We start from the raw sequence: 20931 nt of genomic DNA, 5'->3' as shown, positions 1-20931 counted from the left end.
TGAACCACAAGTAACTAAACAGATAGTTTATAAGGAACAAAAATATGTCTACCCTACGCCTGCCGGACCGCCACGGAAATCTTGCCGACTATCAACTGCTGGGCGCCGCCCCGGCGTGGCCGGAAACGCCGCCGGCATTCAACCGCATCGCCTATGCCGCCGCGCACGTGGTGATTGCGCCCGAAGCACAAACGGCCAACTGGCTTGAAAAACCCGCCATCGACTGGGATGCCACCCTCGCCTACCGCCACCATCTGTGGCAATTGGGTTTTAAAGTAGCCGAAGCGATGGACACCGCCCAGCGCGGCATGGGGATCAGTTGGCCAATCGCACGGGAGTTGATCGTCCGTTCGCTGGCGGCGGCCAAAGCGACGCCGGGCGCCGATCTTGCCGCCGGCGTGGGTACCGATCAGTTAGACGCCAATGCGGCCACGTCGCTCGATCAGGTCATCGCCGCCTATGAAGAACAGATGGAGTTGGTGGAACAGCACGGCGGCCGGATAGTGCTGATGGCCAGCCGGGCGCTAGCCAAGGTAGCAACCGGCAGTGAAGATTATCTGCGGGTGTATAACCGCCTGTTGCAACAGAGCCAGGGCAAGGTGATCCTGCACTGGTTGGGGGACATGTTTGATCCTGCGCTCACCGGTTACTGGGGCAGCACCGACATTGATCGCGCCGCCGATACGGTGCTGGCGATCATTAATGCCAATCCCGGCAAAGTGGAAGGCATCAAGATGTCGCTGCTTAGCAAAGAGCGCGAAATCGCCTTCCGCCAGCGCCTGCCCGCGCAGGTCAAAATGTATACCGGCGACGACTACAACTATCCGGATTTGATCGAAGGCGAACAGGGGCACTACTCCCATGCCCTGCTGGGGATTTTCGACGCCATCGCCCCTGCCGCCAGCCAGGCGCTCAATGCGCTGGCGCAAGGGGATCGTGCGCAATATCATCGTATCCTTGCGCCCACCGTACCGCTGGCGCGCGAGATCTTTAAAGCTCCCACCCAATATTACAAGGCGGGCGTGGTTTTTCTCGCCTGGTTGAATGGCCACCAGCGCCACTTTGCGATGGCGGGCGGCATGCAGGCCGCGCGTGAAATCAGCCACTATGCGGAAATCTTCCGCCTGGCCGACCAGGCCGGGCTGTTGCACCAACCGGAGTTAGCGCTGCAAAGAATGCAGGCGCTGCTTAAAATATACGGTTATTGAAAAGCGTAAAAAAGCGCTGCCGGTGATCATCGGCAGCGCTTTTTTTTATCATCCGATTGCGGGCGTTAATCGGGGCAGCGGTTGTAATAGGCCACCGTGTTATTGCCCCACAGTTGTTCGTACGGCAGCCCGGTGATTTGTTCCAGGATCTGCTGATCTTCCCCCGACAGGCTGCCGGCCACCGGCCCGCCCGCTGCCTGCATCTGCGTACAGCAGGCGCGCAAAACCGCATGGTTTTTCACATTCAGGATAAACCCGCGTGAAACCACATAGCCGCCTAACAGCAGCAACAGCGTGCCGCCGCACAGCACCAGCAGGATCACCTGGTGCACACTTTCAGGCTGCTGGTTTTGCCCCGGCATAAACCCGGCGGCCTGCAACAACAGCCCCACCACCATGATCGCCCCGGCCTGGGAGGCTTTACGCGTCATGGTCATCACGCCGGCAAAAATCCCTTCCCGGCGTTGGCCGGTGATCGCCTCATCAACATCCGCCATGTAGGTATAGGTATTCCACGGAATATAGTTGATGCCCCCGCGCCCCACGCCGGCCAAAGCCGACACCAGCATCAGTAACAGCAGGCTGTTGTGATCCCCCAGCCACAGCAAGCCATAGGCGGCGCAGGCCATACCGAACAGCACCACGGAAAGCCGATATGCCGGCGCCGGCCCCCAAGAAATACACAGCGGGATCATCGCGAGCACGGCGACAAACTGTAATACAGACATGATGCCGAGCAGCTCAGACGACACCGTCGCCGTTTGGTAAATCACAAAAATCACGTAATAGGCGAACACCGCATTAAAAAGATCCTGTGCGATAAACCCGCCCAGATACATCCCCAAATGCTTGCGGAACATTTTCACCTTCAGGGTAGAGAACACTTCGGCGACAAATTTCCTGGCGGTATGGTTAAAAGCGGATTTTTCGCCGTCTTCAACCGCCGCTTCGGCCGGCCGCGGCCTTTCCCAGGTGTAGCAATACACCAGGCACAGCACGACGGCGCAGATAACGGCCACCACGATGCCGGAATAAAAAAACACCCTGGCGTTATCCTTGCCATACCAGGTAAAGAACAGCCCGGGCAAATACGCCGCCACAATATAGGACACCTGGGCGAAGGCAATCCGCGCGCCAGAAAACTTGGTCTTTTGTTTGAAATCATTGGTCATTTCAGGCACCAGCGTCTCATAAGGCACCAGCACCATGCTGTAGACGATTTCAAACGCCAGGTAGGTGATCAGGTAATAGAAATAATTCATATCACTGACCCAGATAAAGCAGTACGAGAACACCGCGGGTATCCCCAACAAGATAAAGAATTTGCGCCGCCCAAAGCGCTTGCCCAGCGCGGTTTTGCCAAAGTTATCGGTAAAAAAGCCCATCAGCGGGCTGGCGACGGCGTCAAAAACGCGCGCAATGGCGAAAATGGACGCCGCTTCGATCGCGGTGAGGTTACAGAAGTTGGTGTAAAAGAACAGTAGCCAGGCGCCGGTCAGCGCCGTGGTGCCCATGCCGAAAAAATCCCCCGAGCCATAAGCCAGGTAGTGTTTGAGTCTGACCTGCGGTATCGCCATAAAACCATCCCCGTGAGTGTTATGTTTTTGTTAAAAAAACATACAACACCCACTAAGTTAAGTATCTAACCTGTTGGTTACTTTATGATCGAGATCGCAATAATAATTAGTTGGTATAGCTTATGTTTTTGATTGTTATCAGCCTTATTTTTTTGCAGGAATGCACCACTTCGCCAACGATTGCAGGGCACTGTCGACCTCGTCATTCCAACCAAAACCGGCGTTTAACCGCAGGCAGTGATCGAAACGGCGATCGGTGGCAAACAGGTGGCCAGGGGCAATGCCGATGCCCTGTTCACGCGCAATGCGCGACAGCTCATGCGCCGGCAGGCAGCCCGCCGGCAGTTCCACCCACAGCACATAGCCCCCCTGCGGCGTTGAAACGCGCGTGCCGGGCGGGAAATGCCGCATCACCCCGGCGCGCAGAGCGGCAACCTGCCGCGCCAGCTCCCGCCGCAGCTTGCGCAGGTGTGCGTCGTAGCCGCCGTTTTTCAGCAGTTCCGCCACCGCGGCCTGCGGCAACAGGCTGGTGCCGAGCGTTGAGGTGTACTTCAGCGCAGCGATTTTTCTGCTCCACTTGCCGCCGCTCAACCAACCCACGCGCAGGCCGGGCGCGATGGTTTTGGAAAAACCGCTGCACAAAATCACATTTTCGCTGAACGCGCGCAGCGGGAAAGGGCGCGCCGCGCTAAAGGCGGTATCGCCAAAGGCATCGTCTTCGATGATGGTGACGCCGTGCTGCTCCGCCGACTGGGCCAAGAAGGCTTTGGTTTCATCCCCCATGGTGGTGCCCACCGGGTTGTTCACATTGGCCAACGCCACCCAGGCGGTGACCACCCGTTGCTGGAACAACGCGGCCAATTGCCCGGCGTCGGTAACGCCATCTTCGCTACGCCCCACTTCCACCACCCGCAGCCCCAAATGGCGCAGCATCTGCAGCAGCACAAAATAACAGGGGGAATCCACCGCCACACTGTCGCCCGGCTGGGTCACCGCGCGCAGCGCCAGCGCCAGCGCTTCAATGCAACCATTGGTCACCATGATCTCGCCGGCTTCCAGGCTGCAACCATAGTCCAGCGCCCGGCGGGCAATTTCGGTTTGCAAAGGCGGGTAGCCCGCTCCCTTGATGGCGTTGCCCAACAGCTGCGGCTTGCGGTAGCTAAGCTGGCGCATCAGCAGGCTGATTTTGCGGATCGGGTATAGGCTGCCGGCGCCGTTCGCCAAATCCAGCCGCACGCGGCAATCGCTGCCCAACATGGCCAGATGCAGTTCCGTTTGCGCATCCAGCGGCGCAATCTCCACCGGCCGCAGCGACGCTGCTGACGCCTGTTCGGGCAACACCGCATAAAAACCGGACTTCGGCCTGGCCTGGGCGTAGTGCTCATCCTCCAGCGTGCGCAAGGCTTTGAGCGTGGTGGTCATGCTGGCGCCGTACTGCGTAGCCAGCTTTCTCACCGAAGGGAGTTTGCGCCCGGCCGGCAGCACACCGTTGATGATTGCCCGTTTTAGCTGCTCCGCGATCTCACGGTAGCGGCATATCTGTTCTGCCATCTGTTCTGCCTTGTATCGCACCGAACTGTGCACATCGCCCGGCCGGTTTTGACGGTACTTTTCCCTGCACGCCACAGGATTAAAGGTAAATAAAGATGAGGATCAATCGATTAACATACACCCTGCCGGCCGCAGAGGGGCAAAGCACGGTGAAAACCAGGCTGATGAGTATGAATCAATAACAACAAAACGGGAATAAAAAAGGAACTTTCAACGCGCGATCCGCAGATTGCGACGCTGACGCTGTGCGCGCGCTTTCTGGTTTATCGGCCGCTGCCCTAGCCTACCTGCGCCAGCGGTAAAGGGCGCGGGGCTACTCTTCCGCCGGCATCGCCCAGAGTTGGCGATCCTGCGTGGTGCTCAGCGTCACCATCGCGGGTTTGTAAATCGCAAAGCTTTCCGCCAGCGGGCAACTGATGTATTTGCCCTGCGGGCTGGGCACGAACTCGGAGCGGGGAATAAATGCGGCGCCGGCAAACCCCTGCTCCATCATTTCAAGAATCAGCTTGGGTTCGGAAACCTTAATACTGATATTCACCTGTTCAATTTTCTCATACAGTTTGTTGCGCAGAATTTCATAGGTGCCTTCCCCGCCGATCCGGTGCAGCAGGATTAACGGCACGCCGCTCAGATCGGTAAAATGCAGCGCCTTGCCGGCAAACATGGCGGCGTAATGCGCAGAAACAACGGCGATAGTGTCGACGGCTTCCAGCTCGCGGATGAACCACGGCTGTTTGTCCGCCGGGGATTGCATCAGAGCGATATCAATCGCCTGGCCAATCAGCATCTCTTCCAGATGGCTGGAGTCAGACACCACCACGTTGATATCCCAGTCCGGCCGGTTGTGGTAATAATCCAGCAGCATTTGGTTGAAATAGCGCAGATAAAGGTAGGAAATGCCGATGTTCACCACGTGTTTTTTACGGGTGGCGATCATGATGGTCTGCCGTTTCAGGCTATTGATTCTGCTCAGGACAGTGCATGCCTGGCGGTAGAGAAAGGTGCCGGCTTCGGTCAGTTGCATTTTTCGCGGCGTGCGGATAAACAGCGGCGAGCCAATCTCTTCTTCCAACTCCTGCAGGCGCTTGCTTAACGGCGGTTGGGCGATGTTCAATAGCTTTGCGGCTTTACTGATCGAGCCCTGTTCCGCTATTGAGCAAAAATACTGCAATCTTTTAAGGTCCATGCTTCCTCCGCTCTGCTTCCACACACCGCGATTGTAACATGGCCCGCCAACCGCCTGTTAAACCCTTTAGTGGATATACAACGTCCACAAATATGATACCGGCAGCACCAGCACCAGCGCCGGCAACATATTGGCCACCGGGAAGGATTTGATCCCCGCAATACGGAAACCGGCGGCCAGCATCACAAACCCACCGGCAGCGGTAAAGTCATTCATCATCGCCGGGGTGGTGTGCGGCATAATCAGCACCGCGGAGAAGGCCAGCAACAGTTGAATAATCAACTGCGGGATGGCAATCACCGCAACGGCATAGCCCAGCACCGTCGCGAAAATCGCGGCGGTAAAGATATCCATGATCGATTTCACGAACAGGATGTTGGGATCGTGCGTCATGCCTTCGGTCATTGCGCCGATGATACCGGTGCCGCTGGCGCAAAACAGTACCAGGATCGCCACGTATTTCTCGGTAAATGCCTTCGGATCCAGCCCGGTATCGTCGGTCTGGAAGCGGCTCACCAGGCCTTTCGCCAGGTTGCCCAGCCGGCCGATCTTCTCTTCCAGGAACACCCATTCCCCCAGCGCCGCACCGATAATCAGCGCCAACACCACCGCCGGCAGGCTATGGATTTTGCCAATCAATACAATGCCCAACCCCATAGAGGAAAGGCCGAAAGTCATCGGCAGAGCAGCCCGCAAGCGCTCCGGAACTTTATTCCCCAGGTATGCGCCAACCAGGCCGCCAATCAGCACGGCGCTCCCGTTGACAAAAGGGCCCACTACCATGGTTTACTCCTTAATGATTGTTATTGTTCGTTGTGTTTCTCACCCCAGCGGTTAAGGCCCCCAACATCCAGCTCAAACAGATCGAGCGCGCGGGCCACGCTGTGGCGGACAATGTCATCAACCGACTGTGGTTGTTGGTAAAAGGCGGGTACGGGCGGATAGATAATCCCGCCCATTTCGGTCACCAGATGCATATTTTTGATATGCGTGAGGTTAAGCGGCGTTTCCCGCACCATCAGTACCAGGCGGCGGCGTTCTTTGAGGATCACGTCCGCCGCCCGGGTGAGCAGGTTGCTGGTCAACCCATGGGCAATGGACGCCAGCGTATTCATTGAGCAGGGGGCGATAATCATGCCAAGGGTCTTGAATGAACCGCTTGAAATCGACGCGCCCAGGTTGGCAACGTTGTGCACCTCATCGGCCAGTACGGTAATATCCTGGCGCTGCCATTGGGTTTCCATCGCGCGCGTCACCTCCGCGCCTTTGGTCACCACCAGGTGCACTTCAATGTCCTGATCGCGCAGCAGCTCCAGCGCCTTCATGCCGTATTGGAAACCGGATGCGCCGCTGATGCCCACGATAATGCGCCTTCTGCTCACAACAACCTCACTTATTCAAAATCGGGAAGAAAACGTTTCACATCGACTTTTTTGAACTTCGAGCGTTCAAAGTCGGCTTTCAGGTGCCACGGCACGGTGCAGTCGAAGATGGTCTTGCAGGTAACCCCCTGCTGCGAAATGCTTGGGCTGTATTCCGGGATTTGCGAAGGATCGAGCGGATGGCAGCGCACGCCGGGAATAAAGACGGTATCGACATCGCCCTGATAGCGGGTCTGCATCGCCCACAGGATGTCGTCGGTATCAAAGATATCCACGTCTTCATCCACCAGGATCACGTGCTTAAGCTCGGAGAACGCAGAGAAGGCAATCAACGCCGCCTGGCGCTGGCGCCCTTCATCCACCGGCGAGGCTTTCCTGAACTGCAGCACCGCCAGCAGCTTGCCGCCGCCGGAAGTGTGTGCATTGACGTTCAGCACACGGCCCGGCATGGCGCGTTCCAGCATGTCGAGGATGCTGGCTTCGGTTGGGATCCCGGCCATGCTGACGTGCTCGCCGCTGGGGCCAAGGGTGGTTTGCAGAATCGGGTTCTTACGGTGCGTGACCGCCTTCACCTTGATGACCGGCAGCGCCGCTTTGGCTTCACCGGTGTAGCCTGGGAATTCCGGCATGGCTTTACCGGTGTTGGTATTCTGATCCTCACGCACACGCACGTTCGGCAGCAGTTCGCCTTCGATCACGATTTCTGCGTGGGCCAGTGCGCGTTCGTTGATGGTCAGGCACTGCGCCAGCTCAACCGGCTGGCCGCGCAGCGCGCCGGCGATGCTGAGTTCATTAAAGCCCAACGGCGTGGTCGGTGGCTCAAAACAAGCGGCGATTTCTATCGCCGGATCGACGCCGATACTGATGGAAATCGGCAACGGTTTGCCGGCTTTCTCTGCTTTTTCGCGGAACGCGTCAATGTGGCGGCCTGGAGTCAGCCACATGGAAAGCTCATCGCGGCTTTGAATGCACAAGCGGTGAATGGTGATGTCGGACTCGTGGGTGTCCGGATCCGAGGCGTAGCACATGCCCATCGTGAAATACGGGCCGGCGTCCTCTTCGGTATTGGTGGGCGCAGGCAGCAGCGTGCGCAAGTCAAAGGCCGGATCGTCCGCATAATGCACCACTTGCTGGCATTCGGGCGCCTGTTCGGCCAACACCGGCGCCACCGCATGGTGTACCGCGTCTTTGAGCAGAAAGCCCAGTTTTTCCGGTGGGCAATCAAGCAAATGGCCCACACGCTCACGGGTAGACATCAGGCCGGTCACCACGCGCACGCCGGGGAACCCTTTGACGTTGTTAAACATCATCGCCGGGCCTTTGCGCGTTGGACGTTCGCAAGTGCCACCAGCACCGACGTAACGATAGACGCCGGAGAGCTCCGCATGGGGATCCACTTCGGTATCGGTGCTGACGAACTCGCCTTTAATATTCTTCAGCAATTCAATGGCTGAACGTAAGTCATGAACAGCGGTAGCTTTTTTCTCTGACATATTCTCTCCGATTAATATCGTAAGACGGACTAACTGTCAGGGAATATAGCGCCGGGAATATTGTAAGTTAAAATACCGTTTATATTACCCACCTATATCTTTTTGGTATAGGCAATAAAATCAACATGATTTACTATAAAAATTAAAACACGTTACACATTAATTAAATGAAACAAGACCAATTAAAAAACGTGTAAAATCAGCTACGTTCTATTTTTTTTGCTGCTTCATCCATCGCATCAATAATTGCATGCAAGGACTGCTGGGAAATATTTTCCTGCGACAGGCGGGAATTGAGCGCCGTTTTCATATTGTGAATGGCGCGCTCAACTTCGGGAATAGAGCGATTGTTAACCAATATCGCCAATGATGTTAAACGCTCAAGAATAACCAGCAAATTATCACGCTGCTCCTGCAGCAATAATCGGCCTTTTTCTTCCAGCGAATAGGCTTTACGCGTTTCCTGATCGTCCATCACCTGGATATAACCCGCCTCTTCCAACTGGGTCAGGTTCGGGTAAATGATGCCGGGGCTGGGCGCGTATTCGCCCTTGGAAAGATCTTCGATCGATTTGATCAGCTCATAGCCGTGCGCCGCCCCCAGCGCCAGAAAGTGCAGGATCAGCAGACGAATATCACTGGCATCCAGCATTTTTTCGCGGCGCTTTTTACGCACCTTGGCGCAGGCGGCGCGCTTGTCTTTGTCTGCTTGCCATGTGGGGAAAGGTTGCTGAGGTTTCATCGCCGGTCTGAGCTAAAAGATAAGGGGGTTGATAGTAGACTGCCGCCTGGCAAAATTCAACACAGGCGGCAGCGGGCGCTATTTCTGGTGCCAGTATGCCACGGCGCGCACGAAAGCGGCGTCCCGTTTACGCTGCTCGATGAAATAGTCGCTCAAGGTCTTAACCGCCGCCCCTTCCCCGGTCAGCCAGATAAAGTAATCGTCGGCTGGCACAGCAAGCTGATCCAGTTCAGCCATCAGCCCGGCCAGGTTTGCCGCTTGCATGTTGCCGCTGCCCAACCAGCATGCCTGCACCCCGTCAAGTTCCCCCAGATAGGCGCGGCCAACCGCTTCATCAGTAAAGGCGAATAGCTTCGCTGTGCTGGCCTGCATATCTTGCAGGCGGCGTTTCACCGCCGGCAGGCCGGTTTCATCGCACACATACAGCTGGAAGGCGTAATCGGCCGGGACAATCAGCGAGCCGCGCGGGCCGCCGAACAACAGCGTGTCGCCAGGCACGGCGCGCGCCGCCCAATCGCTGGCGATGCCGCCCGGGTGGATGTAGAAATCGATTGTCAGGCGGTTTTGCTGCGCATCAAACGCCAGCGGCGTGTAATCACGCCCCGCTGGGCGCACGCCTTCAGGCCAAACGATACCCTGCTCGGTTATTTCCGGCAGATGCAGCTCACCGCCGGCAGGATCGGGAAAGAACACTTTGATATGGTCGTCAAACCCCTGTGAGCTAAAGCCCGCCAGCGCTGCGCCGCCAAACTCGATACGGTAAAAACTGCCGGCAATCTGCTGCTTGGCGATCACTTCAACCTGGCGAAAACGCAGTTCATTGCGCACCCGCTGCGGCGCACGGCCGTTATCTTGTTGCTTACTGTTATGCAAAATCGTTCTCCTTGGATCAAGGCTTAGCCCAGCATGATGCCGCCGTCCACCGCCAGTTGCTGCCCGGTAATAAAATCGTTTTTCATTAAAAATACATAGGCGGAAGCCAGTTCATCCAGCGTCGCCGTACGCCCCAACGGAATAACCTCGGCAAAATGCCGGCGCGTCTGTTCTACGTTTTCCGGCGCTTGATGGCGCCAGAACGGGGTGACGGTCCAGGTGGGCGCCACGGTGTTTACGCGGATGTTTGGCGCCAGTTCGGCGGCCAGCCCTTCTGCCAGCGCTTTAATGCCCAGATTGCCGACATAGCTGGCGCAGGCATGCTGCGGTTTGCCGCCGGTGCCGGAGGTAAACAGGATGCTGCCGCCGCGGCGCACCTTATCGGCCGCCAGCTTGCCGATCAGCACATTGGTGAGGAATTTGGAATACATCACTTGCTCAATCACCGCCATTTCGGCGCTCACAAAGCCGCCGCCCATGGCATCCCCCACCATCGAAACCAGGTGATCGCAGGGTTCAATCTGTGCAAACAGCGCCGTGAGCGCCGCATGGTCGTGCGCATCCACCTGCAGGGTAGCCTTAACCTGCCCCCCCTGCGCGGCCAGCTTTTCTTTCGCCGCCGCCAGGCGTTGTGGATCGCGGCCAACGAGTGTTAAAACCGCGCCTTCGGCCGCCGCCTGCTGCGCAATGGTGAAACCAATGCCAGAACTGCCGCCGATGATCACCAGATGTTTGTTGTTTAATGCAGCCATCGCCAACTCCTCACTCACGCACTGACCGCCGCCGCGGCGGTTTCAGCAACCAAAGAATCATTGGCGCCGTGGGCGCCGCTCACGCCAACCGCACCAATCACCACCCCGTCCAGCAACACAGGCACCCCGCCTTCCAGCGGCGTCACGCCGGGCGTGGCGAGAAAACTGGGCTGGCCGCCGTTGATAAAGGTTTCGAATGCTTTTGACGGCGCTTCCAGTAAGGCCGCCGTGCGCGCCTTACCCAGGGCAACATTGGGGCTGATGCCGATCGCCGTATCGCAACGCTCCAGCGCCACCAGTTCACCCGCGCGATCGACCACCGCAACACTGATGTGCCAACCATTTTCTGCCGCTACCTGTTGCGCGGCGGCGATTGCCTTGCGCGCGCCCACCAGGGTAATCGTCAGTTTTTTCTGCGCGACGGCCAGGACGGCACGCTCATCGGTTTGTCTGTCCATATACTCTCCTCACCACAGGGGATAACAAGGCACCGCCGCCGAAACGGCAAGCGTACCCAGCAATGTGGCGCGCAACGCGCCGCCGAACGCCCATTGTTGACGCCAGGCGCCGACAAAGCCAATCAGTAATCATTCTCATCGGCCTGTGAAAATATATTCATGATATATCTTGGTTGCAAGTGAAGAATCATGCGCCAGCGCGCGAAAGGCCGCACAAGACTCACAAAAAAGAGATCGGGAAAAGGGGCTACAGGCAGGCGGCGCAAGGGTGAAAGGCTCTGCGGCGGGTTACGTGGATTTACATATTTACTTACATTCACGCGCTCAATCATCACATTGGCGCGGCGGCGCGCTAAACCCACCGGGTTATCCCTTAAGCGGCAGACAACCCGGTGCGTTTGCGCGTTAACCTTTCCCGCAGCGTCAGGGAACCAACAACGCCCCTTCCCGACCAGCATCTTCCCCGGCCAGGCGGGTGATCAGCATGCCGGCGGTAGCATAACGCATCCAGTGGCGGGCATAGAGCAGCCCGCCGTATTGCGCCACCAGCGGCGTCAGCCGATCGGTCAACGGATCGAGAATTTCAGCCACCGCTTCGCCGGGATGAATCCATTCCCCCAGTTCGCGCAGGTGCAATATCACCCCGGCGTGTGGGCAGGTGATGTATTCACACCCGGCCAGCGGCGTGGCGGGGTGGCGCAATGCAGGCAACGGCGGCGCTTCGCCACGGATATAGCCGGCGTGGATCAGGGCATGAATAATGGCGTCGGCATCCTGCTCGGCCTGCGGCAGCGAAACATCACGCACACCACGCAGTTCCAGCGTCACCGGCTGCGGCCCTTCCGGCATCGGGAAGCGATCGCCAAAGGCCTGCTGCAAATAGCGCCACGGCTCGCCGCAGGATTCGTCGAAAGGCTCCCCGCCCGAGACATCGGCCAGCAGTTGCACGTCGCTGCCCAAATAGCGCGCCAGCGGTTCGATATCCGGCCAGGCGCGGGGGGTGGTGTAAAGATGCGCCACTGCTTCCCAGTCGCAGTGCAGATCCAGCATCAGATCGGCCTGACAGGCCATGCGCATCAGCACCAGGCGCTGCGACTCCAGCTCTGTTTGGGGCTGCTGCTGGTCAAAATAGCGCGCCAGCGCCCGGCGGATAACCCGGCGGTTGGCCGCACAGTCCGCCCCTAAATCAGGCGCCACCATCGGCGCCACCGCCGCGCCGGGCGACGGGAAGCGGCGATTAAAATCCTGCCCGGAATCGGTCTCGAAGCGGCCAAGATGGCTGCCATGCCAGTGCTGATTCAGGGCGATCGGGTTGGCGACGGGCACCAGCGTAATCTGCGCCTGCAGGAAGCCATGTTGCTCCAACTGCTGCAGTTTGTGCTTAAGCACCCATGCCGCCACCATGCCGGGCAGTTCATCGCCGTGCAGGCTGGCCTGGATATAGACCTGGCGTTCGGCGTTGGCGGGGCCGTAGTGGTAACTGATAATCTCGCGCTGTGTCCCCAGAGAGGGGGAAAATAAAGGATGGCGTTGTTGTTGCATAAGCGATCACTGTCCAAAAGAAAACATGCCGGGCAAAGCCCGGCATCAGGTTAGGCTGAGCGGCCAAATCCCTCTTATTGCTTGATGGAAATATCCGTCTCGAAATATTTCTTCTGCAAGGTATCGAAGGTGCCGTTTTTCTTCAGTTCGGCAAAAGCGGTATCCAAGGCGTTTTTCAGTTCGGTGTCGCCTTTGCGCAGGCCAATCGCCGTGCCAGGGCCAATAATAGGATCTTCCACCATCGGGCCGGCCAGTTCAAAATCCTGCCCCTGCGGCTGTTTCAGGAAGCCGATAGCAGCCTGTGCGGCGTCGGTAAATGAGGCGTCAAGGCGGCCGGAAACCAGATCGCTTTCCACCTGGCTCTGATCGGCATACGAGATCACGTTAACACCAAAAGGCTGCCACTTGGCATGAGCATAGCGTTCCTGCACCGTGCCCTGCGCCACCCCGATGTTTTTCCCTTTCAGGGATTCCGCCGTCGGCAGCAGGTTCATGCCCTTGCGCGCCAAAAGCTGGGTCTTGGTGTCGTACAGCGGCACGGTGAAGTCGATCTGTTTCAGGCGCTCTTCGGTGATGCCCATATCGGAAAGAATAGCGTCGAATTTACGCGCCTTCAGGCCGGGGATCATGCCATCAAACTGGCCTTCCACCCAGGTGCATTTCACCTGCATCTGCGCACAAAGCGCGTTGCCCAAATCGATATCAAAACCCACCAGTTGGCCCTGTGGGTTTTTGGATTCAAACGGCGGATAGGTTGGATCGACCACAAAGCGGACGTGATCGATTTTGGCCTGGGCGCTAAAAGCCAACCCGGCGACCAGGCTAAACAGAATTCCCTTGCGAAGGCGTGATGCGAACGTTGTGTTTTTCATGAATTATCGTCTTATTGTGTTGTGGGATTTAAAAGACTAACCACTTCACCGCCGGATGTGAAGCCGGAAGCGAAACAACGCGCCATCGCCGCCATGCAGAGCCTGCCAAAACCAGCGTTATTTCGGCGGGGCAAACCAGGCCCAGCCGCCTTTTCGCGAACGTTTAAGGCGGTACAGAGCCTGATCGGCTTTTTTGAACAGCTCGCGCAGGCTGGAGGCCTGTTCGGGATACAGGCTGATGCCGATGCTGGCGCCAAGCGAAAGGCTATGCTCACCGACGATGAACGGCGTGGTGAACGCCGCTTCAATATCGCGGCAGATTTTTTCCACCTCGGCCGTATCGCTGAAGTCCGAGAGCAAAATCAGAAACTCATCGCCGCCCAGGCGGCAGACGAAATCCTGTTGGCGACAGCACCGCTTTAACTCCTCGGCGACAATAATCAGCAAGCCATCGCCCACATCGTGGCCATAGCGATCGTTAACCTGTTTAAACCCGTCCAGATCGAACAGCAACAGCGCCTGCCGTTTGGGCGGCTCGGCCACCTTACCCGCATGCATGGCGTCCCAATGCATTTGCAACGCATGGCGGTTAGCCAACCCGGTTAGCGCGTCTTCATAGGCGATGCGCTGCAGATAACTCTCGGCAAGCTTGCGGGCGGTAATGTCTTCAAAGATCGCAATGCCGATGTTGATATCATGCAGGATAATCCCGCGGTGCTGAACGGACAGCACCGTGCCATAGGCGGTTTTCACCTGAATGTCGAACGGCGCGACTTCAGATACCCCGGTTGATTGCGGTATCCACAGTTTTTTCCAATGGTTGATGGCAAGCCGGCGCTCGTTTTCATTAATATAAGTGCTTTCAACCCAATCAGTCACTTCAGTGAATTGATTGTCTGCATAACCGAATATTTTTTTGAAAGCGCGGTTGGTGAATTGTATTTTTCCATCCGGTAGGGTAGCCCATGAAATGGGCAGCGGTAGGGCATCCAGGATGATAAGCAGATCTTGATGAGATTGGATCCCCCCGTCTTTCTCCCGCTCAAATAATTCTTTCATCCATCACACTCCCTGGGGTTAAATTTGCCGTTGATAAACCACCTCAACCACAAAAATGTCTAACGCAATTATAAACACTTACCTTGCGGCAGTGCGCCGCCCGCCGTCTGCTAATTTTTATTTATGATATTCTGCCTCACGATCCAATTAAGCAAAAGCGTTACTGTATTTTATTCTGGCGAAACCCCGGTGACACAGGGATGACGAAGCCGGCGCCAGCACAGGCGCAGTGCGGTTGTTGGCATCAGCGCTTCCCTTCGCAAGGAACCGTTGCCAATAAGGATAGGTGAAAAGCATTCGCTATGGAGAATAACACCGCACAGTATGAATCTATTCAATAGATTCGAATATAAAAACCACGTGTAATTACCGTGCTACATAACTTGCGGATGACAAAGGGAAATTTTCGAGGTTGTGCAAATACATACGCTAATAATGCAGATGACGCCATGGACGTGAAGCCTCTGGACGGGCTGGGAAACACAGCCAAAACACATGCGGGCTGATATATGAAAGGTATTTATTGATTTAAATAGGCGCCAAATAATATATCTGGCGCACTGTTCTTACACCGTTTTATCGCTTGCAGAGGGATAAAACGGCTTAGGCGGCACCCACTGCGCGGAGTGCGGTAACCTGCTTACGCCACTTCTCTTGTTCCGGCTGCCCTTCGCTACGCTGGCCGTACAGCTGGGCAATTTGCGTGCCGTCGGCGGCAAACAGCTCCAGGCTGGTGACAAAACCGTCCGCGGTCGGTTTACGCGTGATCCAGCTTTCAACAATGCAATCTTCACGCAGGTGCAGGGTAAACTGTGGATTAAACACGTTAATCCATTGCTCCATCGTCACCACTTTCTCAATCACGCCGGTGAAAATCTGCACGCAGCCGCGGTTGCCGACAAAGACCATCATTTCATTGCCTTCCTGCTGTGCGCTTTCCAGCACCTGGCGCAACGCCTGGTTGCTTACCTGCCAGGCCAGATCGCTGCTCACGGCGCGGAACGCCTGCTGACGCGAAATATTATGCTGCTTGAGCAACACAAAGAACTGGTGCACATCGGTCATTGCCCGCCACTGTTGCTCAATCGCGGCGGCATCGGGCTGGGCCTGATACTGCGGTGCTGCCACTGGCGCCAGCGCCAGGCTTTCTGGTGCGGATTGGGTGAAACGTGCAATCAACGCGGCCCAGGCGGCCATATCGGTATTTTCCGTGGCGTAGACTTTCAGCACGGCATCGCCGTGGCGATCAAAGAATTGCAGGCTCTGGCGTTCACCGCGGGCAGTCTGCTCGGTGAGTGCAAATGCGCTGTGCCACAGGTGCGGGAACAGGCGCAAATCCAGTGCACGCGGGTTCAGCACCAGGCCGGCATGCTGGCCCAGCTTCAGATTGCTGTATGCGCCAACCTGCTCGTGCACCGCATACTCATTGCGGGTAATGTTTTTGGTTTCCCCCACGCTTTCCAGCGCATGCAGGATGTCACTGAAATCCGGCTTCAGGGCGATGGCGTCGGCGGCGGTGCGCGCCAACGTCAGTTCGGCTTCACTGATCCCCATCAGCGCAGCCAGATCTCGGGCGTATTTTTTAGGGTGTTCGGCTTTTAATGCCAAATAATGTTGGTAACGGCTGCTCATTTATTTTTTACTCATGAAAATGCCCTGGGCAATGCCCAGGGCGGGTTGTTATTGACGATCAAAATCAGAAATCAACGTTCACGCCTAACTGGAAGGTGCGGCCTGGTTGTACCGCCAGAGCCTGATCGTTCAGATCCTGGTTGGTTGAGGTTTCGATATCACGGCTGCTGAGATAATCCCAGTATTTACGGTCGGTAATGTTGTAAACGCCGCCGCTAACCTTCACGTTTTTGGTCACGCGGTAGTAAGCGGTGAAGTCAAGCAGGCCATAGCCAGGCACTTTCATGTATTCCGTGGTGGAATCAGTGATTGCCGTACCGGTGTTGTTGTAACTTTCACGGTTGGTGGCCGTCGCGCGTTTACCCTTGTTGAAGGTTGCGGTCAGCGCAGCGCCGTATACCTGGCCCGGATCGTCATACGCAACGCCCACAATCGCACGCATTGGCGCAACGCTCTCCAGATCAACGTATTTATCGCCCAGGTAGCTGGATTTCGCCGCCCCTTCGGCCATGCCATACGCCAGACGTGCGCTCAGGCCGTCAACCTGTTGGAACCAGGTGCCGAAGTTGAACTTGGCACTGATCTCGCCGCCGTAGATATACGCCTTGTCGCGGTTTTCAGCCTGATAGGCAATATAGATATTGCTTGGGATATTGGTGAACCGCTCTGGATTCGCTGCACGCGTATAGCGCGAGTAATCAATAAAGTTTTTATAGCTGTTGTAGAACGCCGCCGTGCTGATGGTGATCCCTTCAACCGCTTCGCCTTTCAAACCCCATTCGAAGTTGTTGCTGGTTTCCGTTTTCAGATCGGCGTTGCCGATCAGCGCATACTGGCTGCTGCCCGCATAGCTGGAGCTCAGGTTCCATGAGCCATACAACTGGCTGGCGTTCGGGAACTGGGCGCCGCGCTTATATTGAATATAGGTGGTCAGCTTTGGCGTAATATCATACAGGAAACTCAAAGACGGCAGCACCTGCGTATCGCTGGTTGAACCGTACAGCGTTTGCAATTCGGATTCGGTCAGAGAACCGCTGGCCAGCGTGGAAAGATCGTCCGGTTTGGTTTTCTGGTAAGCCACGCGCACCGCCGGCACCACCGAGAAGTTGTGGCCGGCCAAATCCCAAGTCATGGTGTCCTGTGCAAACGCGCCAAGGTTGTAGCTTTCACTGTTGGCTTCAGGTTGCATGATATAGGTGTAGGAGCTCTGTGTCGGATCCTGGTTGAATGGGCGCTCGGTTTTGCTGGTGCGGGCATTCAGGCCCCAACGGAACTGATGAATGCCCCAGTCTTTCGCCATCTTGGTTTCAAAACCATAGGTTTTGGTGTCGTAGTTCGAATAGGTGGTGACCAGGCTGCTGCCGGTAGAGTTGGGCCCGTAGGTGCGGTCATGCGCTTCGGTGCTTTGATAGAAGATTTTGCTGTCGATCACATCAATCCAGCTCGCATCCGGCGTCCAGAGATCCTCCAGGCTGGCGGCCCAGCGGCGGGTTTTGCTGGTCTGCTCGTTGGTGCCAATGGTCGCGCTGCCGGCGGTATTCCAGGCATCGTAATGCGTGTGATTGGTTTTGTTGTAGTAATCGAAAGTACCGGTCAATTGGTGGGCGTCGTTAATCCGCCAGATGCCCGAAGCCAAAAACGCGTCGGAGTGCCAGTTCGCCGGGTTGGCGTCTACCGTGCCGCTGTTATTGCGGGTTTCCTGGCCGTCGCGGCGGCTGTAAGCCACCAGGCCGCGCAACGTTTCATCGCCGCCTGCGGCGGTGAAGCCATTGTGCCAGCTACGATTGGATGAATCATAATCGCTCTGGTAACCAAAGTATGTGGATTTGGTCGGCGACAGGTAATCGTCGGCAGATTTTGGACGGAATGAAACCGCCCCGCCAAGGGCTTGGTTAGCGTTAGCGGCTTCGGTTGCGCCCGGGGCAATATCCACCGAACCGTACATGTACGGATCGATATAGTCACGGCCAATGCCAAAGGTGCCGGTGCCGGCACGGCTAACATAGCTACGCCCGGTGGCGCTGGGCAGTTCAACCCCGTCAACATCGATGGAAACCCGGTTGGCCTCCAGACCGCGGATGTTATAACCGGTATAGCCGCTGCGATCGAAACCACTCTTGCCAGTGCCGGAACCGCCGGCCGCGCCGGTAGCCGTTACCAGCGGCTGGTAACGCATAATGGTGCCGAAGTCGTTACCGCCTTCCTGTTGCATTTGCGCAGCGGTAATCGTTGTTTTGCTGCCTGCCTCTTTTGGCAATGGCGTAGCAGTTACCGTAATATCCGCATCGGTATTAGCGGTTTTTTTTGCTGTGGTAGTTTGGTCTTGTGTATTGCTGCCAGTACTGGCGACAGTTGCGGCATAGCCGCACGCACAGTGAATAGCTGCGGCCAAAACCGCCAATTTCATCAGCCTCTGCTTTGTATATCCCTGATATTTCGTGGATGTGAGCATCTTATAACCCTTGACTCGTTATTAGTATTTGCTCACACATTGCTTCCAAAAAAGACGAACTGTTTAAATAAACTGCACTAGATTAATGTATGTTTTTATAGGGTGTTAGTACGCGGTGGATTTTAATTTGAATGATAAGCTTTATCAACAAAATATCATCCCCAAGATAACAAAGCGCCAAACCCACATTATTTATAATGCTTTACCTCGCATTAAATCGAACACATAAAAATAAATCTTATTAAAACGCTTACAATAAAAACATTATTTTTTCATTATTGTGCTTAAAGACAACGTATTACTGACAATATAATTTTCGTTAATCCGCTTAAGCGCGCCCACAGCGCAACCACTTCCGGCTATCTTTGCATCGCCTGAACAGCCGCATAAAAACCAATAAAAATTTTTATATTTGCAACTTCCCAGCATATTCCTCTTAGGGAAGAATGCGCCGCGATGTGGCAGAAAGGCAATAGCCGCATACGACAAGGGCAATTACCATTACAAACCACATGGATAACCATTCGCTGGCAGTGTTCCACAACCCATTAGAATATCGGCATTTGATGTATAGGCCCACGATGCAAGCCGTGCCCGCTATCACTCAGGGTACCATTTCCGCGGCCAGCGCCGGTTCGTTCGGCAACCCCGTGTTTAATTCTGTTTTTTAACCAGAAGGCACAATTATTGCTTAAAAACTTATGTGCTCGTTTTTTAGATGGGGTGGAGAAAAATATGGCTGAAGAAATAACAGACAAAAGAAAGCTGGGGCTATGGCAGGTGGTGATTATTGGGGTAGCCTATATGACCCCAATGACTGTGTTTGATACGTTTGGCATCGTCTCCGGCATCACCGCCGGGCGGGTGCCGCTGGCCTATCTGCTGGCATTGGTTGCGGTATTGCTGACGGCGCTCAGCTACGGAAGAATGGTCAGGGCGTTTCCCGAAGCGGGCTCCGCCTATACCTATACACGTAAAACCTGCGGCAACCATGCCGGCTTCATGGTTGGCTGGGCTTCCCTGCTGGACTATATGCTATTACCGATGATCAATGCCTTGTTGGCGGGCATCTACCTGAAATCGCTGTTCCCGCAGTTGCCGCCCTGGCTTTGGATCGTGCTGTTTACCACGCTGGTCACCTGGATCAACAGCCGCAATATCAAGCTGCTGGCGAACCTTAACTTCTTATTTGTCGGTGCGCCGGTGCTGCTGATGTGCGTCTTTGTGCTGCTGGTGATCCAGGGCGTCAGCCACCAGGCGGGCAGCGATGCGCTCTGGACGCTGAAGCCACTGTTGAACGGCAATAGCAGTATTATTCCGTTAATCAGCGGCGCCGCCGTGCTGTGCTTTTCTTTCCTGGGGTTTGATGCGGTTACCACGCTTTCCGATGAAACCCATGAGCCACGGCACGTCATTCCCCGCGCGGTATTTTTAACCGCATTGGTCGGCGGCGCCATTTTCTTTATCGCCTCATGGTTTATCCAACTCTATTTCCCTACCAATGCAGCGTTCAAAAACCCTTCGGAAGCCATGCCGGAAATCGTGCTCTATGTGGGCGGCGCCTTCTTCCAATCGGTTTTTCTGGTTGCCATTCTGGTGAATACCTTGGCTTCAGGGCTGGCCTCCCATGCCAGCGCCGCGCGGTTGCTGCATATCATGGGGCGCGACGGTATCTTCCCCGGCGCATTTTTCAGCTATATCCACCCGCGCCTGGGCAGCCCGCTGTATTGCGTACTGTTCGTGGGCGGCCTGGCGATGAGCGCCGTCTTCTTTGGCCTGGATACCGCCGTGTCGCTGATAAGCTTTGGCGCACTGGTGGCCTTTACCGCGGTTAACGTCTCAGTGATTGCGCTGTTTGCCATCAGAAACCGCAAGCTCACCAACGCCAGGGAGTACCTGTACAACCTGCTGTTGCCGCTGCTGGGGATTATCAGCGTGGGAGGGATGTGGATTAATCTGGACAAGGACGCAATGCTCCTGGGCCTGGTATGGTCCGCCATCGGCCTGGGCTGGGTGGTCTGGTTCTGGATCACCAAAAGAGAGCTGGTGTTTTCATAACCACCGGCGGTTCCCCCTTGCCGGCGCCCCTTCGGGCGCTGGCAAGGGCGTCAACGCAGCGCCTCCTCTAGTCAATTCCCACGATAAAAAAAGC

Annotated in this window: 18 protein-coding genes; 2 read left to right on the top strand and 16 right to left on the bottom strand. The window is 56.1% G+C overall.

What is annotated here, in order from left to right; all coding sequences use genetic code 11:
- Positions 1–44: 44 nt before the first annotated feature.
- Entirely contained in the window at positions 45–1208 is a 1164-nt protein-coding gene (locus ABFX35_RS04625; RefSeq protein ID WP_279026088.1) for a dihydrodipicolinate synthase family protein, read from the top strand.
- A gap of 65 nt (positions 1209–1273) precedes the next feature.
- Here ABFX35_RS04625 and ABFX35_RS04620 read toward each other — a convergent pair whose 3' ends face one another.
- The 16 genes from ABFX35_RS04620 to ABFX35_RS04545 form a co-directional block, all read right to left on the bottom strand.
- Positions 1274–2785 carry an MFS transporter gene (locus ABFX35_RS04620; RefSeq protein WP_279026090.1) on the bottom strand — a complete coding sequence of 504 codons (1512 nt, stop codon included), beginning with the start codon at positions 2783–2785 and terminating at the stop codon, positions 1274–1276.
- 144 nt (positions 2786–2929) lie between these two features.
- Positions 2930–4336, bottom strand: coding sequence for an aminotransferase-like domain-containing protein (locus ABFX35_RS04615; protein WP_346079456.1), 1407 nt, complete (start codon positions 4334–4336; stop codon positions 2930–2932).
- Positions 4337–4649: 313 nt separating this feature from the next.
- Positions 4650–5522 (bottom strand): LysR family transcriptional regulator, encoded by an 873-nt coding sequence (locus ABFX35_RS04610; protein WP_346079454.1) that lies wholly within the window; start codon positions 5520–5522, stop codon positions 4650–4652.
- Between the two features lie 66 nt (positions 5523–5588).
- Positions 5589–6305, bottom strand: coding sequence for a DUF554 domain-containing protein (locus ABFX35_RS04605; RefSeq protein WP_279026094.1), 717 nt, complete (start codon positions 6303–6305; stop codon positions 5589–5591).
- A 20-nt stretch (positions 6306–6325) separates the two neighbouring features.
- Positions 6326–6904 carry a UbiX family flavin prenyltransferase gene (locus ABFX35_RS04600; protein WP_121554132.1) on the bottom strand — a complete coding sequence of 193 codons (579 nt, stop codon included), beginning with the start codon at positions 6902–6904 and terminating at the stop codon, positions 6326–6328.
- Between the two features lie 11 nt (positions 6905–6915).
- The gene (locus tag ABFX35_RS04595) at positions 6916–8397 is read right to left on the bottom strand and encodes a UbiD family decarboxylase (protein WP_279026097.1); all 1482 of its coding nucleotides are present in this window, start codon (positions 8395–8397) and stop codon (positions 6916–6918) included.
- Between the two features lie 199 nt (positions 8398–8596).
- Complete coding sequence (locus tag ABFX35_RS04590) at positions 8597–9139, bottom strand: PadR family transcriptional regulator (protein ID WP_279026099.1); 543 nt, start codon at positions 9137–9139, stop codon at positions 8597–8599.
- 78 nt (positions 9140–9217) lie between these two features.
- A complete protein-coding gene (locus tag ABFX35_RS04585; protein WP_346079451.1) occupies positions 9218–10012 on the bottom strand; it encodes a siderophore-interacting protein in 795 nt (264 codons plus the stop codon).
- Between the two features lie 23 nt (positions 10013–10035).
- The gene (locus ABFX35_RS04580) at positions 10036–10764 is read right to left on the bottom strand and encodes an SDR family oxidoreductase (RefSeq protein WP_346079449.1); all 729 of its coding nucleotides are present in this window, start codon (positions 10762–10764) and stop codon (positions 10036–10038) included.
- 14 nt (positions 10765–10778) lie between these two features.
- Positions 10779–11222: a GlcG/HbpS family heme-binding protein gene (locus ABFX35_RS04575; protein WP_121554136.1), complete on the bottom strand. Its 444-nt coding sequence runs from the start codon at positions 11220–11222 to the stop codon at positions 10779–10781.
- A gap of 122 nt (positions 11223–11344) precedes the next feature.
- Positions 11345–11584, bottom strand: a complete 240-nt coding sequence (locus ABFX35_RS04570; protein WP_346079447.1) for a hypothetical protein — start codon at positions 11582–11584, stop codon at positions 11345–11347.
- Between the two features lie 61 nt (positions 11585–11645).
- Entirely contained in the window at positions 11646–12764 is a 1119-nt protein-coding gene (locus ABFX35_RS04565; protein WP_346079445.1) for a succinylglutamate desuccinylase/aspartoacylase family protein, read from the bottom strand.
- Between the two features lie 74 nt (positions 12765–12838).
- Entirely contained in the window at positions 12839–13636 is a 798-nt protein-coding gene (locus ABFX35_RS04560) for an ABC transporter substrate-binding protein (protein ID WP_095845069.1), read from the bottom strand.
- A 117-nt stretch (positions 13637–13753) separates the two neighbouring features.
- A complete protein-coding gene (locus ABFX35_RS04555) occupies positions 13754–14695 on the bottom strand; it encodes a diguanylate cyclase domain-containing protein (protein ID WP_346079442.1) in 942 nt (313 codons plus the stop codon).
- Between the two features lie 603 nt (positions 14696–15298).
- A complete protein-coding gene (locus ABFX35_RS04550) occupies positions 15299–16327 on the bottom strand; it encodes a hemin-degrading factor (protein WP_279026113.1) in 1029 nt (342 codons plus the stop codon).
- A gap of 64 nt (positions 16328–16391) precedes the next feature.
- Positions 16392–18779, bottom strand: a complete 2388-nt coding sequence (locus ABFX35_RS04545) for a TonB-dependent receptor domain-containing protein (protein WP_346079440.1) — start codon at positions 18777–18779, stop codon at positions 16392–16394.
- A 735-nt stretch (positions 18780–19514) separates the two neighbouring features.
- Here ABFX35_RS04545 and ABFX35_RS04540 point away from each other — a divergent pair.
- Complete coding sequence (locus ABFX35_RS04540; protein ID WP_346079438.1) at positions 19515–20837, top strand: APC family permease; 1323 nt, start codon at positions 19515–19517, stop codon at positions 20835–20837.
- Positions 20838–20931 lie beyond the last annotated feature (94 nt).

Origin of the sequence: Gibbsiella dentisursi (genome assembly GCF_039539505.1) — a bacterium.
GTDB classification, from domain to species: Bacteria; Pseudomonadota; Gammaproteobacteria; order Enterobacterales; family Enterobacteriaceae; genus Gibbsiella; species Gibbsiella quercinecans.
The sequence above is the reverse complement of the archived record's forward strand: the minus strand, read 5'-3'. Positions and strand labels throughout refer to the sequence as shown.